The organism is Streptomyces sp. NPDC052107 (genome assembly GCF_040680215.1).
Taxonomy (GTDB): Bacteria; Actinomycetota; Actinomycetes; order Streptomycetales; family Streptomycetaceae; genus Streptomyces.
In genome coordinates this window covers 42344-58675 of sequence record NZ_JBFAWG010000028.1, presented here as the reverse complement: position 1 = coordinate 58675, position 16332 = coordinate 42344, and the positions used below count along the sequence as shown (strand labels likewise).

The following is a 16332-nucleotide window of genomic DNA, read 5'->3' as shown; positions in this document are numbered from 1 at the left end:
CGCGGGCGGCGGGAGAGCGAACCTGACCCCGCTCTCCCGCCGCCCGTCCGCGGACCAACGAACACGCCCGAACCCGCTTCGAGCCCAGGTGTCGCCTTGTTCCAGAACCACGACGTCGCATCCGCCACGGCCACCACCCTGTTCCGCCCCGCCGGCCGCGACACCCTCACCACCCTCTCCGACCTCATCGAACAGGAGCATCCGATCTTCGCGATGCCCTCCTGGTTCGTGACCACCGACTCCGCCCATGCCGGCCACCTCATCAGCGAGTTCCTGCGCGAGCTCGGCGGGTCCGGGACCCCCGCCGCCTACCGCTGCTTCTTCGCCAATTCGCGGTACGAAGCCCTCCACGGGGCGGTCAAGCTGCTGCGCCACCGCGCGGCCGGCTCCGCGGCGCGGCACCGCGGGCGCGTTCTCGTCCTCGACCCCGACGGCACCCTCACCCGCCGCGCCGATCCGCTCGGCGACGGTCCCGAGCGGGCGCTCGCCCCCGGACTCCACAGTCACCCCACCCTCGCCGCCCTGCGCACGGCGGCCGCCAGCGCCGACTTCTGCGGCCTGGTACTGCGCGGCACGGAGCGACTCGGCACGGACGACCTGGCCGATCTGGCCGCGCTCGTCCGTGACGTCCGGGGCCGCGGCACCCGCATCGCCCTGGACCTGTCCGACGTCGCCCCACTCGCCCCGCCCTCCGAGACGGTTCGCGCCCTGCGGCCCGACCTCTTCGTCCTCGGCGAGTCCCTCACCGGCTACGAGGTGCCCTTCGGCGCCTTCGCGGGCAGCCCCGACCTGTTCGCGCCCTGGTCCACCCCCTCCACCGGATTCCTGCACTCCAACACCTACGGCGGCAACACCGTCGCCATGCGCGCGGTCAAGGCCCGGCTGCTGGGCCGCTGGGACGAACGGCACCCCGTGCACCGCGTCCTGGCAGCCACCGCCCGCGACTGGCAGCGCACCCTCGACCTGTACGCCCGGCACGTCAACCCGATGACCGTCCGGATGCACCGGAAGCTGCGCGGCGCCCTCCACGTCGTACGCGCCAAGGGTTCCCGGCTCACCGTCCAGCTGGACTCGGGCCGCCGCCTCGACCTCGTCGACGGGCTGTGCGGTGCGGGTCTCGGCGTGGCCGGGCACAACCCCGTCGACGCACTCACCGATGTCGTCCGCACACACGACACAGAGCGCGACTACGTCGCCGAACTCCAGCGCGTCCTCGCCCGGGACACCGGGCTGCCCCACACCTTTCCCGCCGTCAGCGGCGCCTCCGCGGTGGAGAGTGCGCTCATCCTGGCCCGGCTGGCCCGCCCCGAGCGGCGTCGGATGGTGGTCTTCAAGCACAACTACGGCGGTAAGACCCTGGTGTCCCTGCTGGCTACCGCGGCCGAGCGCACCCGGGCCCCGTTCGGGCCGCTGTACGAGGACGTCCGCTACATCGACCCCTACACCCCGCACGCCGCCGAGGAGTTCCGGAAGGAGGCGGCGACCGGAGAGGTCGGCCTGGTCTGGATCGAACTCGTCCACGGCAGCTCCGACTCCTACGGGGCCATCCCCTCCCCGCTGCTCGACGCCGTCTCCGAGGGCCGCGAGCGGCACGGGTACCTGGTCGGCGTCGACGAGGTCCTCACCTCCTACTACCGCTGCGGTACCCGGTTCGCGCACCAGGGCAGGCTGCCCGAGATCGACCTGATGAGCCTGTCGAAGGCGCTCAGCTACGGCTGCTTCCCCACCGGAGCCGCCCTGGTGTCCGACGCCGTCCACGAGGCCGCCCGCCGCACGGGCCCGCAACTCGTCGAGGAGCTACGCACCCAGCACGCCCACCAGCTCGGCGCCCATTTCTCGCTGCAGGCCGTCGCCCAGGTCGACGCGCTGCAGCTGGACCGGCGGGTGGCGGCCCTGACCGCCGTGGTGGACGAGGGGATCGCCGCGATGGACACCGTCCCCGCCGGCGTCGTCGGGCGCCGCTTCGCCGAGGGCCTGCTGGGCCGCTTCGAACCCCGTGTGCCCGGACCGCTGCGCCGCATCGTCGAGCCCGAGGGCGAGTGGATGACCTTCGCCCTGATCATCTGGTGGATCACCCGGGCCAGGGCCTTCGTCGTCTACGACGTCTTCCTGCTGCCGCTCGTCGCCACCGAGGACGAGATCCGCCAGGTGATGCGCGCGGCCCGGGAACTCTCGCGCACCTCCCCGTACCGCCTCCTCGCCCAGGTGGGCCGCTTCCACCTCGCAGAGCGGGCACGCGCCTTCGCGCGCACCCTGACCACCGCAAGGAGCACCGCATGAGCCAGCAGAACGTCGACGTCGTCCGCCGTTTCTTCCAGCTCTTCGACGAGGGACGGCTGGCGGACATCGAGGCCCTCCTCACCGACGACTTCGAGTGGGTCTACCACGGCCCGAAGTCCCTGCCCTGGGCGGGCACCTACCGGGGCGTCGAGGGATTCCGGCAGTTCTTCGCCGTCGTCCGCGATCTCATCCAGGTGCAGGAGTGCGTGCCCTACGACTACTTGGACGCGGGCGACCGGGTCGTCGTCCTGGGGGTCAGCCGCACCCGCGTACTGGCCAACGACCGCCGCTACGAAGCCCAGTGGATGAACGTCTTCACCGTTCGCGACGGTCTGCTCTCCCGCTACCTGGACCTGTACGACACCGCCAGCGTGGTCGAGGCCCTCGGCCGGGAGAGCTGAACCAAAGTACATGAACGCACCCATGGCCCACACCCTCGGCGACGCCTTCGCCGACGTCGTACGCACCCGCCCTGAGCACACCGCGCTCGTCCACGGCGACCTGCACCTGACCTACCGCCGGCTGGCCGGCTGGGCCGCGTCCGTCGCGGCCCGGCTCGGGCGTGCCGGAGCGGCCGGCGAACCGGTCGGTATCCGCGCCCCGCGGTCCGCGGGGACTGTCGCCACGGTTCTCGGCGCGGTCCTCGCCGGATGCGCCTACGTGCCCCTCGACCCGGAGGCTCCCGATGCCCGGCTGTGCGCCCTGGTGGAGGACTTCGGCCTGCGCACCCTGTGCGTGGCGCGCAACGAGACCGAGCGGCTGCGCACACTGCTGCCGGGGGTGCGGATCCTCACCGTCGACGAGGAGATGCCGGACCTCGAACCGCTCGCCGTCGCGCCGGGCGGCCCGGACACGCTCGCCTATGTCATCGCCACCTCGGGCACCACGGGGCGACCCAAGGGCGTGCAGGTGGAACACCGTTCCGTCCTCACGCTCGCCCGGGCCCCGGAGGCGGGATTCCGGCCCGACGACGCGGTGCTCCAGCTCGCCCCCCTCCATGTGGATCCGTCCGTCTTCGAGATCTGGGGCGCCCTGCTGAGCGGGGCCACACTCGTCCTGCCCGAAGCCGCCCGGCCCGGCGTCCACGACATCGGCCGGGAGGTGCGTCGGCACCGGGTGAGCGTCCTGCGGCTCGCCGCGCCGCTGTTCGGCCTCGTCATGGAGCACATCACCGACGCGCTGCGCGGACTGCGGCTGTGCGTGTCGGGCGGTGACCGGGCCTCGGCCGAGGCCGTGCGCACGGCACTGCGCGAGCTGCCCGGCTGCCGGATCGTCAACGGCTACGGCCCCACGGAGACCACCGTCTACGCCTGCTGGCTGGTACTCGACGCGGAGCACTCCTACGCCGACGACTGGCCGGACGTGCCGATCGGCCGTCCCTTCGCCGACGCCACCGTCCACGTGGTCGGCCCCGACCGGCGCCCCGTCGCCCCCGGCGAGGAGGGCGAACTCTGCGTCGGCGGGCCGGGTGTGGCCCGCGGCTACCTGGGCCGGCCCGACCTCACCGCCGACCGCTTCATCCCCGAGCCCGGCCGTCCCGGCCGCACGGCCTACCTCACCGGCGACCGGGTCCGGCTGCTGCCGGACGGCAACCTCGCTTTCCTCGGCCGCACCGACGACCAGGCGAAGATCCGGGGCCACCGGGTCGAACCGGTCGAGACGGAACGGGCCCTGCTCCTCCACCCCGCGGTCCGGGAGGCCGCCGTGGTGGCCCACGGCACCGGGGAACGGCGCAGGCTCGCCGCGTTCGTCGTCCTCCGGGAACCCGCCGCCGAGCCGGACCTCGTCGCCCACCTGGCGACGCTCCTGCCATCGCCGCAGGTCCCGGCTACCGTGACGCCGCTCGCGCAGCTGCCGGTCACCCCGAACGGCAAGACCGACCGCCCCGCCCTATCGCGACGCGCCGGGCAGGCGGACGGCACGGCCGGGCGCAGCCTCCCGGACACCCCCGCCGAGCGTCTCGTGGCGGACCTGTGGCAGGACGCGCTCGGCGCCCCCGTCGGCACCGACACCGACTTCCTCGCCGCGGGCGGCGACTCGCTCACCGCCATGGTCGTACTGGCCCGGCTGGAGAGCATGACCGGCGTGACGCTGTCGGTGGGGGACGTGTTCCGGGCGGCCACGGTGCGCGGGCTCGCCGCACTCCTCGATGCCGCCGCTCCGGCCGGGACCGGCACGTCACCCGCCGCGGAGCGGCAGCCCGACGGCACCCGCACGGCACCGGCCGCCGAGCGGCAGCCGGACACCCCCGCCCGTGTTCCGCTGCTGCCCGGGCAGGAGGGAATCTGGTTCGAGCAGCAGGCCGCGCCCGGGAAGCGGTACGTCATCTCCCGCACCTTCCTGGTGCGGGGGCAGGTCGACGTACCCCGGCTGCGCCGCGCGCTCACCCGGCTCGGGCAGCGCCAGACGGCCCTGCGCACCGTCGTCCGGCAGGACGCCGACGGCTGGTGGCAGACACCGGACGCGGATCCCGGCGCCGCCGTGGACCACCACGACATGACCCGGATGCCGCCGGCGGAGCAGCAACACCGGATCCGCGCGCTCGTCGCCGCCGGAGCGGCCGCCGAAGAGGCGTCCCCGCTCGCCCGCACCCTGGTGGTCACCCTCGGTGTGTCCGCCGTCGTCGTCCACTTCGACATTCACCACGTCATCGCCGACGACTGGTCCCTCGACCTCTTCTTCACCGAACTGTCGGCTCTCTACGACGACCCGGACGCGCACCTTCCGCCGCTGCGGCTGACGTTCGCCGACCATGTGCGCGAGACCCTGGACCGGCTCCCGGAACGCGAACACGCCGCCCTGGAGTTCTGGCAGGGCGCCCTGGAGGGCGGCGCGGCCGCCCTCGATCTGGTCACCGACCATCCCCGGCCGGCCGTACTCAGCGGGGCCGGTGACCGGGTCCGGCTGCGGATCAACGCCGCCGAGAGCGCCCGGTACGCCGAGGCCGCCCGCCGTCACGGCGTCAGCCGCTTCATGTTCTGCCTGGCCGGGGTGTACATCGTCCTCGCCGCGCACGCAGAACGCGACACCCTGTGCCTCGGTAGCCTGGCGACAGGCCGCGGGCGGGCCGGCACCGAGGACCTCGTCGGCTACTTCGTCAACCTGCTGCCGATCCGGGTCGAGGCCACCGCGGACACACCGGTCGCCACGCTGTTCCGGCGGGTCCGGGAGGGCTGCACTGCCGCGTACGCCCACCACAACGTGCCCTTCCAGACGGTGTGCCGGGAACTCGGCGCCGCGGGGGTCTCCCGCGGGTCCAGCCCCTTCCGCGCTGTCGTCAACCACCAGCAGCACCCACCTCGCCCGCTCCGGCTGGGCCCCGCTCCGGCCGAGCCCTGGCCTCCGGCTGAGAACGGCACCGCCAAGTTCGAGCTGACCTTCACCTTCCAGGAGTCGCCGCAGGGACTCGGCCTGGAGGCGGAGTTCAGCACCGACCTCTACCGCCGGGACACCGTCGAACGACTCGCGGGCCAGCTCGTCGCCGTGCTGAGCCGGCTCGCCGACGCCGGTTCCGACACCGTCCTGCGCGACATCGAGCTGCTCGAACCCGGCGAGCGGGAACGGCTGCTGGCCGCACCGGACGCCGAGCGACCGCCGGCCCACCCGGATGCCACTCTCACCTCGCTGTTCGCCCGCACGGCGGCCGCCCACCCCGGCAAGACCGCCGTGGTGGGGGACGACACCGCCCTCACCTACCGCGAACTCGACCGGCTGTCCGACGACGTGGCCACCCGGCTCCTCGCCCAGGGGGCGCGCCCCGGTGAGCGTGTCGCCCTCTGTCTGGAGCGCACCCCCCTGCTGATCGTGGCCGCTCTCGGCGTGCTGAAGACCGGCGCGGCCTACGTCCCGCTCGATCCGGCGTATCCGGCCGAACGGCTGCGGTACGTTCTCGCGGACGCCCGGGCCCGGACGCTGGTGACCGCCAAGGACATCTCCGACCGGCTGTTCCTCCCCGGCATGGAAACCGACGGCCTGCCGCCCGTCCTGGACATCGACCGGCTCGTCCGCCCCTCGGACGAGACCGCACCCGTGCGACAGGCGGCCCGTGCCACCGACCCCGCCTACATCATCTACACGTCCGGCAGCACCGGCCGGCCGCGCGGCGTCGTCGTCTCTCATCGCTCGGTCGTCAACACCCTGCACGCCAGTCTGGCCCGCCACCCGTTCACGCCGGACGACGTCTGGCTGCAGCTCACCTCGCCCGGCTTCGACGTGGCGGCCTACGAACAGTTCATGCCCCTCGTCTCCGGAGGCACCCTGGTGTACTGCGGGGACGCCACCCGTGGTGACGCCGCCGCACTCGCCCGGGCCCTGCGCGAGAACGGGGTGACCGTGATGGTCATCGTCCCCTCGCTGCTGCGTGCGCTGGGCCGCCCGGACCTGGCCTCGGTACGGGTTCTGGTCGTGGCCGGCGAATCCGCCGACCCGCACGACACCCGCCACTACGCCCGGGGCCGCATCGTCATCAACGGCTACGGCCCCACCGAGGCGGCGATCCTCGCCACGACCCACGAGGCCGGTCCGGACGAGGAACGCGGCAGGATCCCGATCGGCCGGGCGCTGCCGGGAACCACCGCGCATGTGATCGACCGGCACGGCCGGCCGGCCGCCACGGGAGTACCGGGGGAACTCTGGCTCGGCGGCGCGGGAGTGGCCGTCGGCTACTGGAACAATCCCGAACGCACCCGCGATCTGTTCACCACGGTCCCCGTCCTCGGCGACGGGCGTCTGTACCGCACCGGGGACCGGGTACGCCGGCTGCCCGACGGGACCCTGGACTACCTGGGCCGGCTCGACGGGCAGATCAAGCTGCGCGGCTTCAGGATCGAACTCGGTGAGATCGAGGCCACGCTGACCGGCCATGAGCGGATCGGTGAGGCCATCGCGGTGCTGGTCGGCGAGGGAGCCGACGCCGACCTCGGCGTCGCCTACGTCGGTACCGCCGACGAGCAGGAGGCGCGCGCCCATCTCGTCCGCCGTCTGCCCGGCCACATGGTGCCCCGGTACGTCGTGCCGGTCGCACGGATCCCCACCAGCAGCCACGGCAAGGCCGACCGCACCGCGCTTGCCGCCCGCCTCGCCGCCCACGCGCGGGACCACGGCCCCGCCGAGGGGACCGGCCCCGCCCCGAGCCCGCTGGAGCAGGGGCTGCTGGCCCTGTGGCGGCAGGTCCTCGGCAGCGGACCGTCCATCGGGCCGTCGGACGATTTCTTCGCGCGCGGCGGGCACTCGCTGCGGCTCATCCGACTGCTCGGCGAGATCGAACGGCAGTACGGCACACGGATACCGGTCCGGGACTTCCTCGCCGAGCCGACAGTCAGGGCCACCGCACGCGCGCTCGCCCGCCCCGACGCCGGCACGAAGACGGCGACGGTACTCCCCGAGGATGTCGTGCTCGACCCCGGCATCACCTTCGCCGGCCCCGTCGCCGCCCCGCGCCGCACGGACTCCGTCCTGCTCACCGGCGCCACCGGGTTCGTCGGCATCCACGTCCTGCGCGAACTGCTGGACCGTACCGAGGGACCGGTGTTGTGCCTCGTCCGCGCCGCGACGCCCGAAGCGGCCCGCGCCCGGCTGGCGAAGGCAGCCCGCCGGCACGCGCTCGCCCTGGACGCCGCCGATTCCCGGATCGTGCCGATCCCCGGCGACCTCACCCTGCCCGGCCTCGGACTGACCGGAACCCCCGGGCAGGACGCGGCCCGTGCGGCGGCCACCGTCCTGCACCTGGGCGCGGAGGTCCACCACCTCTCCGGCTACCAGCACCTCGCCGCGGCGAACGTCGGCGGGACCCAGGAGCTGCTGAGGATCGCCGCCGAGGGCCAAGCCGCCCGCTTCCACCACGTCTCCACGCTCGCCGTGCTGCACGAGCACACCCCGGACGGCCGCCCGCGCACTCTGAGCGAGTCGACGCCGGCCGAGCACGAACGGCACCCCCGCGGACGCGGCTACGCCGCGGCGAAGTGGGCGGCCGAAGAGCTGGTCCGCCAGGCCGTCGCCCGGGGAGCCGACGCCCGGACGTACCGGCTGGGCCGCGCCGGCGGCAGCGTGACGACCGGTGCGCTCAGCCGTGACGACATGCTCACCCGGCTCCTGGTGAGTTCGGCCGCCCTCGGCTGCTACCCGGCCCACCCGGGCCTCGCCTCCGACGCCCTGCCCGTCGACGTCATGGCCCGCGCCCTGGTGGCGCTGGCCCTCGCCGACGCCCCGCCGGGAACCGTCCACCATCTGCACCACCCTCGCCGTACCGGGCTCGGCGTCTTCCTCGCCGGCCACGACCGGCGCACCGGCTCCCGCACCCGCCCCGTCGGCCTGCGCACCTGGCTCGGGCGGCTGGACGACGCGGTGGCCCAGGGAACCGAACTTCCCGCTCTGGCCTACCGGGAGCACCTGCGCGAGCTGTGCGACACACCCGGACCGGTGCAACCGGCCCACTACCGCAACGAAACCACTCTCGCCGCCCTGCGTACCCACGGCATCACCCCGCCCGACTGGGACGACGCCGTGATCGACCGCTGGTGGCAGTACCTCGCACCGACCGGAGAGACAAGCGAATGACGGAAGTGCTCTATCCGATGGCCCGCCAGTGCCCGTTCGCCCCGCCCGAGGAGGTCACCCGGCTGCGCGACGAGCCGGAGGTGCCCCGCGTCCCGATCTGGAACGAGGTGCGCCCCTGGCTGTTCACCCGCTACGAGGACGCCCGGGTGGTGCTGGGCGACCCCCGGTTCAGCGCCGACAAGAGCCGCCCCGGCTATCCGCTCTCCAGCGCCGTCGCCGCCGCCGAGACGGCCGTCGAACCGACGCTGCTCATCATGGACAACCCCGAGCACGACGCCCTGCGCCGCCTGGTGCTCGGTGAGTTCACCGTCCGGCGGGCCGAGTCCTGGCGCCCGGCGGTGCGCGCCGTCGTCGCGCGCTGCCTCGACCGCATGCTGGACGGGCCGCCCAGCGCCGACCTCGTGGCCGATCTCGCGCTGCCCGTCGCGCTCTCGGTGATCTGCGAGTTCCTCGGCGTGCCCCTGGAGGACCGGGAGCTGTTCCGCTCGCTCACCCACACCATGAACGCCGTCGCGGGCACCACCGACACCGCCGCCGCGGCCCGTCAGGAACTCCAGGACTACCTCGAATCCCTCGTGGCCGTACGGGAGCAGGACCCGGGGGACGACTTCATCGGACGCATGGTGGTCCGGCAGGTACGCACCGGGGCGATGAGCCGCCGCACCCTGAGCGCGATGGCCCTGCTGCTGCTCACGGCGGGGCACGACACCACGGCCAACATGATCTCCCTCGGCATCCTCACCCTGCTGCGCCACCCCGCCCACTTCGCCGCCCTGCGCACCCACGAGGACCCCCGGCAGCTCAGGGACACCGTGGAGGAGCTGCTGCGCCACCTCACCATCGTCCAGCGCGGCATCCGCCGGATCGCCACCGAGGACGTCGACGTCAACGGCCACCTCGTGAAGGCGGGAGAGGGCGTGATCGCGGCAATCAACGTGGCCAACCGGGACCCCTCGCGCTTCCCCTCCGGCGAGGACTTCCACCCCGGCGTACGCGCCCACGGCCACCTCGCCTTCGGCTACGGCCCCCACCAGTGCCTGGGCCAGTCCCTGGCGAAGGTCGAACTCCAGGAGACCTACCACGCCGTTGCCCGCCGCCTGCCGGAGTTGCGGGTCGCCGTGCCCGTCGAGGAGATCCGCTTCAAGTCGGACATGGCCGTCTACGGCATCCATGAACTGCCTGTGACGTGGTGAATCCCCCGCCCCGGGTCACCCGTCCGCCCTCTTGACAAGGAGCCAACCACCGTGAAGATCACCCTCGAACCAGAGCGATGCGTCGGAGCCGGGCACTGTGTCCTGTCGGCACCCGACGTCTTCGACCAGGACGAGACCGACGGCATCGTCGTGCTGATCGACACCGAGCCGGGCGCCGCGCTCGCCGACGCCGTCCACGAGGCGGCGGACCTCTGCCCGGCCCGCGCGATCCTCGTCGATGCCGAGGACGGCACCGCGTGAGTCTCATCGACCGACTGCGGGACGCAGTGGGCAGCGCTGCCGTGCTCACCGACCCGGACGCGACCGAGGGCTACGCCCGCGACATGATGCCTCTGGCCCCGGCGGGCCGCCCCCGCGCCGTGGTGCTGCCCGCCGGCACTGCCGAGGTGCAGGCCTGCGTCCGCGCCTGCGCCGAGGCCGGCGTGCCCGTCGTCCCGCGCGGTGCGGGCAGCGGTCTGACCGGCGGCGCCAACGCGGTGGACGGCTGCGTCGTCCTGGTCACCACCCGGATGGACCGGATCCTCCAGCTCGACGCGGACAACCGGCTGGCCGTCGTCCAACCCGGAGTGATCAACCGGATGCTCCGGGACGCCGCCGCCGAACACGGCCTCTTCTACCCGCCCGACCCCTCCAGCCTCGAATGGTGCACGCTCGGCGGCAACCTCGCCACGGACGCCGGCGGCCTGTGCTGCGGAAAGTACGGCGTGACCAGCGACGCCGTCCTGGGCCTCGAAGTCGTCCTGGCCGACGGCTCGTTGCTCACCACGGGCCGCAGGACCGTCAAGGGTGTGGCCGGTTACGACCTGACCCGGCTGTTCGTCGGCAGCGAGGGCACGCTCGGGATCATCACCGGGGCGACGCTGAAGCTGCGTCCGCTGCCCGCCGCGCCGGGCACGATCGTCGCCGCCTTCGACTCCGTGGAGCGGGCCGGGGACGCCGTCAACCGCGTGGTCCGGGCCGGCCTGGTGCCCTCCCTGATGGAGATCATGGACGCCACCTCCCTGCGGGCCTCCGCCGACTACCTGCGAGCGGACCTCGGCGCGGGCGACGGCAGCGCCCTGCTGCTGTGCCAGTCGGATGCGGGCGGCGAGTCGGCCGCCGCCGAACTGGACGCCATGGACCGGGTCTTCAAGGAGACGGGCGCGGAGTGGACGCATGCCACCGGAGACCCGGCCGAGGGCGGTCTGCTGCTCAGGGCCCGCCGGGTGTCCCTCCCCGCCCTGGAGGCGCGGGGAGCCTGCATGACCGAGGACGTGGCGGTGCCCCGCACCCGGATCGCCGAACTCATGGCCGGCTGCGAGAAGATCGGGGCGGAGGCGGAGCTGACCGTGGCCGTCGTCGGCCACGCGGGTGACGGCAATATGCACCCCACCGTCCTGTACGACGGGGCGTCGGCGGCACAGTACGCCCGTGCCCGTCACGCCTTCGACGCCATCCTCGCCCTCACCCTGTCCCTCGGCGGCACCGTCACCGGCGAGCACGGCATCGGCAAGCTCAAGACGGAGTGGCTGGAGAGGGAACTGGGCCCCGTCTCGATGCGGGTCCACCGGCAGCTGAAGGACGCCCTCGACCCCGCGGGCCTGTTCAATCCGGGTGCGTTGTTCGCCCGGCGCCCGGCGGGCGGGCGCGCCCCGTGATCACCCGTACCGTCCGCACCGTCGCGGGGCTCCCCGCGCCGCTGCGCACTCTGTTCTGCACCACCCTGATCTTCCGTACGGGCACCATGGCCTACCCGTTCCTCGCCGCCCACCTGCTGGTGCACGAGGGGCTCGGCAAGGGCATGGCCGGCACCGTCCTCGCCTGCTTCGGCGTGGGGGCCCTCGCCGCCGACCTGGCGGCGAGCGTCCTGCTCGGCAGGGTCACCGCCCGTGCGCTGATGCTGGGCGGTCTGAGTCTCAACGCCGTGGTCCTGGCCGTGTTCCCCTTCCTGCACGGCGTGGTGCCGCTGGTCGCCTCCGTCCTGGTGTGGGGGTTCGCATACGAGATCGTCACGCCGGCCGCGTACTCGGCGACCGTCGCCTGCGCGGGCCCCGAGGAACGGAAAGTCGCGTTCTCCTGCTACCGGCTCGCCATCAACCTCGGCATGGCCGCAGGACCCGTCGCCGGCGGGCTGCTCTTCGCCGTCGACGCACGGCTGGTGTTCTGGGCGAACGCCGGCTGCGCCCTGGCTGCGGCCGGACACCTCGCGGCACGCTCCCGCGGGGCGCCGGCGGCGGACCGGCCGCCGCGGACCGCCCCGAGGACTGGCGCCGTCCGCCGGACCCCCTACGAAGGAACCCGGTTCTGGACGATCTTCGGCCTCTCGCTGCCCGTCCAGCTCGCCTACTCGCTGCCGTCCGTCTTCGTCTCCACCTACGTCATCGTCGGACTGGGGCTGCCCGGGTACTGGGCGGGTGTCGTCTTCGCCGTCAACGCGGCGGGCATCGTCCTGTTCGAGGTCCCCCTCAACGTGCTGATGGCCAGGACGGGACACCTGCTCACCCTGCTCCTCGGCTACGGCCTCGCGGGCACTGGCTTCCTGCTGATGGCGCTGTCGGGATCGGGCCCGTCGCTCGTCCTGTCCACACTCGTGTGGACCGCCGGGGAGATCGTCGTGTTCCCGGGGCTCCTCGGCTACGTCAGCGAGTTGTCCACCGAGGCCTCCGCGGACCGCAACCTCAGCCTCTACTCCACCGGCGTCAACATCGCCTGCATCCTGGCGCCCCACCTCGCCCTGCTGCTCGCCCGGCCGTCCGCCCCCGGCATTCCCTGGGCCGTCGCAGGCGGCGCCCTGTGCACCGCCTGGCTCCTGCTGACGGTGGTCCGCAGCAGTCCCTACACCTGGCACAAGGAGGAACCCTCATGCACCGACGCGATCTGACCCCGTTCATCGGCGTCGAGTACACCGGAGTCACCCACGAGGACCTGCGGAACGAGGAGCTGTACGCGGACGTCGCCGACTCCGTCCACCAGCGGGACCTGGTGGTGCTGCGCGGCATCCGGCTGACTCCCGGGCAGCACATCGGGCTCGCCGCCCGCCTCGGCACCCCCGTTCCCTTCCTGCTGAGCGACTGGCGCCACCCGGAGTTCGCCGAGATCCTCGTCTCCTCCAACGAGCGCCGGAAGAACAAGCCCGTCGGCGTCCCCCGGGTCGGGAACTTCTGGCACCAGGACTCGTCGTACAACGCGCGTCCGGCCGAATACACGGTGCTGCACGGAGTGAACGTGCCCGAGGAGCACGGCCACACCCTCTTCGCCTCCGCCGCCGACGTCTACGACCGGCTGCCCGAGGAGTGGAAGACCCGGCTGGAGGGCCTCACCGGACTGCACACCCTGACCAGGCAGCAGCGCATCGAGCCCCGCCACGTGGGCCTGTCCATCGCCGAAATGCGGGCCCTGGTCGCCCACGAGTACCCGGCGGTCGAGCACCCCGTCGTCCGCCGCGACCCCTTCACCGGTCGGCGCTTCCTGTACGCCGCCCGCGAGTACATGGACTCGGTCGCCGGTCTCGACGCCAACGGCAACGAGGAGTTCTTCGACCTGGTCGACTCCCTGGTGCAGGACCCCGCCCACGTCTACGAGCACCGCTGGACGCCCGACGACCTCCTGATCTGGAAGACCGCCACCACCTACCACCGCGCGACCGACCTTCCCGAGGGCGTCGGCCGGACCGTGCACCGCATCAGCGTCGCCGCCTGACCGGCAGCGCACGGAAGGACCAGACCTCCCATGAGCCACCTCGCCCCGAGCCGTCCGGTCGGCGTCATCGTCGACGGGTACTCGATCGGCAAGTTCCTGCCCGCTGCCTTCAAGAGGCTCGGCGCCGACGTCGTCCACCTGCAGTCCACCCCGGAGTTCCTCGCCTCCGTCCCACCCCCGGACCTCGGGCCCTACGTCGCCAACGTGGTGCACAGCACCGGCGACTGGGACCGGACCGCCAGAGAACTCGCCGCCTACGCCCCCGTCGGCGTCCTGCCCGGGCAGGAGACCGGCGTCCCCCCGGCCGACGCCGTCGCCGAGCGGCTGGGCCTGCCCGGCAACCCGGCCGCGACCTCCGCCGTGCGCCGCGACAAGTACCGGATGATCGAGGCGCTGCGGGCCGCCGGGCTCCGCTGCGCCCGGCAGGTGAAGTCCGCGGACGCCGCCGAGATCGTCGCCTGGGCCGAGCGCGAGGCCGGCTACCCCGTGGTGGTCAAGCCGCTCAGCTCGGCCTCCACTGACGGCGTCTCCATCTGCCGCGGTGCCGAGGAGATCCGCAGCGCCGTGGCCGCCGTCCTCGGCACGTACGACATCTTCGAGCGCCGGAACAGCGAGGTCCTCGCGCAGTCCTTCCTGCTGGGCCCCGAGTACATCGTGGACGTCGTCCGGGGCCCCGGCGGCGGGCGCCACGTGTGCGGGGTGTGGCGGTACGAGAAGACCGAGACCGGCACCAAGCGCATCTACGACAAGGACATCCTGCTCGATCCGGACAGCCTCGAGGTACCCGTCCTCGTCGACTACGTGGACCGCGTCCTCGACGCCCTCGGCATCCGCTTCGGCGCCGCCCACGCCGAGGTCGTGCTGACCCCAGAGGGGCCCGCACTGGTCGAGGTCGGGGCCCGGCTCAACGGAGACATGGTGCCCGCCGTCCACGACACCTGCATGGACGGCAACCAGGCGGACCTGCTTGCCCTTGCCTGCGTACGGCCCGAGGAGTTCCGGCACCGGTACGCGGGGCGCACGATGTACCGCAAGCACCGGGAAGCCCTCGTCGTGCACGGGCGGACCACCCGGGAGGGGATCGTCGAGGAGATCGACGAGGACGTCCTCGCCCGGATCGCCGCCCTGCGCACGGTCCGGCTGGTCGTGCCCCGGCTCCGCCCCGGCGACCGGATGCGCCCGACCACCGATCTGCTCTCCAGCCCGCTGCGGGTCTCCCTGGTCGGGGACCGCTACGAGGACCTGCTCGCCGACCACCGGCGGATACAGGGCCTGCAGGACGGAGTCTTCCGGCTCGCCGCGCCGGGCCGGGCGACGCGCTGAACCGGCCTATCGCTGCACTCCCCACGGACGAAAGGAAGCTGCCCCCATGGGTGTGCCCACCCGAGCCGATCTGGCCGGCATCCCCGACTACATCATTCCCGGCCGGCTGCCGGGCGCGATCCTGCTCAACTCCAACGAGGGCTCCCTGCCACCGCTGCCCTCGGTCGTCGAGGCGGTCGCCCGGGCCGCCGCCGAAGGAAACCGGTACCCGCAGTGGTTCTCCGAGGACCTGGTGGCACGACTGGCCGCCGAACTTCGCGTCCCGGAGTCCTCGCTCGCGATCGGCTGCGGTTCGGTGAGTCTGTGCCAGCAACTCGTCCAGGCCTACTGCGCGCCGGGCGATGAAGTGCTGTGCGCCTGGCGTTCGTTCGAGGCATACCCCGTTTTCGCGCGGGTCGCCGGGGTCCACGCCCGTACTGTCCCGTTGGACGCCGAACACCGTCATGACCTCGCCGCGATGGGGGACGCCCTCTCGCCGGCGACCCGCGTGGTCTTCGTCTGCAACCCCAACAACCCGACCGGCACCGCAGTAAGCGCCACAGAGTTGCGCGGTTTCGTGGAACGGGTCCCCGACAATGTGCTCGTGGTCCTGGATGAGGCGTACCGGGAATTCGTGACTGACCCGGACGTACTCGACGGTGTCCTACTCACCCGTGAGCACGAGAACGTGGTCGTTCTGCGTACCTTCTCCAAGGCCTATGGGCTGGCCGGCCTCCGGGTCGGGTACTGCGTCGGGTCGCCCGCCGTCGTATCGGCGGTGAACAAGGTGGCGGTGCCCTTCGCGGTCAGTCGGCCGGCGCAGGCGGCGGCGGTGGCCGCGCTGGCGCACACCGCCGAGGTGGGCGACCGCTGCCGGACCGTGACGGCGGAGCGGGAACGAGTGCGGGACAGGCTGCTGAGGGCGGGCTTGCGTGTCCCGGCGTCCCAGGCGAACTTTCTCTGGCTTCCCCTGGGCGACAGATCGAAGGACTTCGCTGAGTTCTGCGCTCGACGCGACGTGGTGGTTCGGCTCTTCAGGCGCGAGGGGGTACGGGTGACGGTCGGGCTGCGGCAGGAGAACGAGGTCTTCGTACAGGCGGCGGAGGAGTTCGCGGCGATCGTACTGGGCGGCTGAGTTGACTCGTTGGTCATGCCTGTACCGACTCATCCTCGCCGGAACTGGGGGCCACACTCAGGCGCGAGAGGCGTAGCCGGTCGGCTCCACTCTGGATCGGTCAGAACATATCGAGTCATCGTGACTGGAAAGTGACCACAATCGGGCACTATCATGACACCCCTAGTT

Annotated in this window: 10 protein-coding genes; all 10 read left to right on the top strand. The window is 72.8% G+C overall.

The genetic code is table 11. The annotated features are described in order from the left end of the window. The first annotated feature begins 96 nt into the window (after positions 1 to 96). Genes AB0M27_RS26635 through hisC form a run of 10 tightly spaced genes read left to right on the top strand, consistent with a single transcriptional unit; the run spans position 97 to position 16164 of the window. Complete coding sequence (locus tag AB0M27_RS26635) at positions 97 to 2280, top strand: aminotransferase class III-fold pyridoxal phosphate-dependent enzyme (RefSeq protein WP_365724791.1); 2184 nt, start codon at positions 97 to 99, stop codon at positions 2278 to 2280. Beyond that, complete coding sequence (locus tag AB0M27_RS26630; RefSeq protein WP_365724789.1) at positions 2277 to 2681, top strand: nuclear transport factor 2 family protein; 405 nt, start codon at positions 2277 to 2279, stop codon at positions 2679 to 2681. Before AB0M27_RS26635 ends, AB0M27_RS26630 begins: the two co-directional genes overlap by 4 nt. Positions 2682 to 2691: 10 nt before the next feature. After that, complete coding sequence (locus AB0M27_RS26625; RefSeq protein ID WP_365724788.1) at positions 2692 to 8835, top strand: amino acid adenylation domain-containing protein; 6144 nt, start codon at positions 2692 to 2694, stop codon at positions 8833 to 8835. Continuing rightward, positions 8832 to 10028, top strand: a complete 1197-nt coding sequence (locus tag AB0M27_RS26620) for a cytochrome P450 (protein WP_365724787.1) — start codon at positions 8832 to 8834, stop codon at positions 10026 to 10028. Before AB0M27_RS26625 ends, AB0M27_RS26620 begins: the two co-directional genes overlap by 4 nt. 51 nt (positions 10029 to 10079) lie before the next feature. Continuing rightward, on the top strand, positions 10080 to 10289 hold the full coding sequence (locus AB0M27_RS26615; protein ID WP_365724785.1) for a ferredoxin: 210 nt from the start codon (positions 10080 to 10082) through the stop codon (positions 10287 to 10289). Beyond that, the gene (locus AB0M27_RS26610; RefSeq protein ID WP_365724784.1) at positions 10286 to 11686 is read left to right on the top strand and encodes an FAD-linked oxidase C-terminal domain-containing protein; all 1401 of its coding nucleotides are present in this window, start codon (positions 10286 to 10288) and stop codon (positions 11684 to 11686) included. Before AB0M27_RS26615 ends, AB0M27_RS26610 begins: the two co-directional genes overlap by 4 nt. After that, complete coding sequence (locus AB0M27_RS26605; protein ID WP_365724782.1) at positions 11683 to 12909, top strand: MFS transporter; 1227 nt, start codon at positions 11683 to 11685, stop codon at positions 12907 to 12909. Before AB0M27_RS26610 ends, AB0M27_RS26605 begins: the two co-directional genes overlap by 4 nt. Then, positions 12891 to 13727, top strand: a complete 837-nt coding sequence (locus AB0M27_RS26600; RefSeq protein WP_365724780.1) for a TauD/TfdA family dioxygenase — start codon at positions 12891 to 12893, stop codon at positions 13725 to 13727. Before AB0M27_RS26605 ends, AB0M27_RS26600 begins: the two co-directional genes overlap by 19 nt. 30 nt (positions 13728 to 13757) lie before the next feature. Continuing rightward, positions 13758 to 15050, top strand: coding sequence for an ATP-grasp domain-containing protein (locus tag AB0M27_RS26595; RefSeq protein WP_365724778.1), 1293 nt, complete (start codon positions 13758 to 13760; stop codon positions 15048 to 15050). A 46-nt stretch (positions 15051 to 15096) separates the two neighbouring features. Then, positions 15097 to 16164 carry a histidinol-phosphate transaminase gene (gene hisC / locus AB0M27_RS26590; protein WP_365724777.1) on the top strand — a complete coding sequence of 356 codons (1068 nt, stop codon included), beginning with the start codon at positions 15097 to 15099 and terminating at the stop codon, positions 16162 to 16164. Positions 16165 to 16332 lie beyond the last annotated feature (168 nt).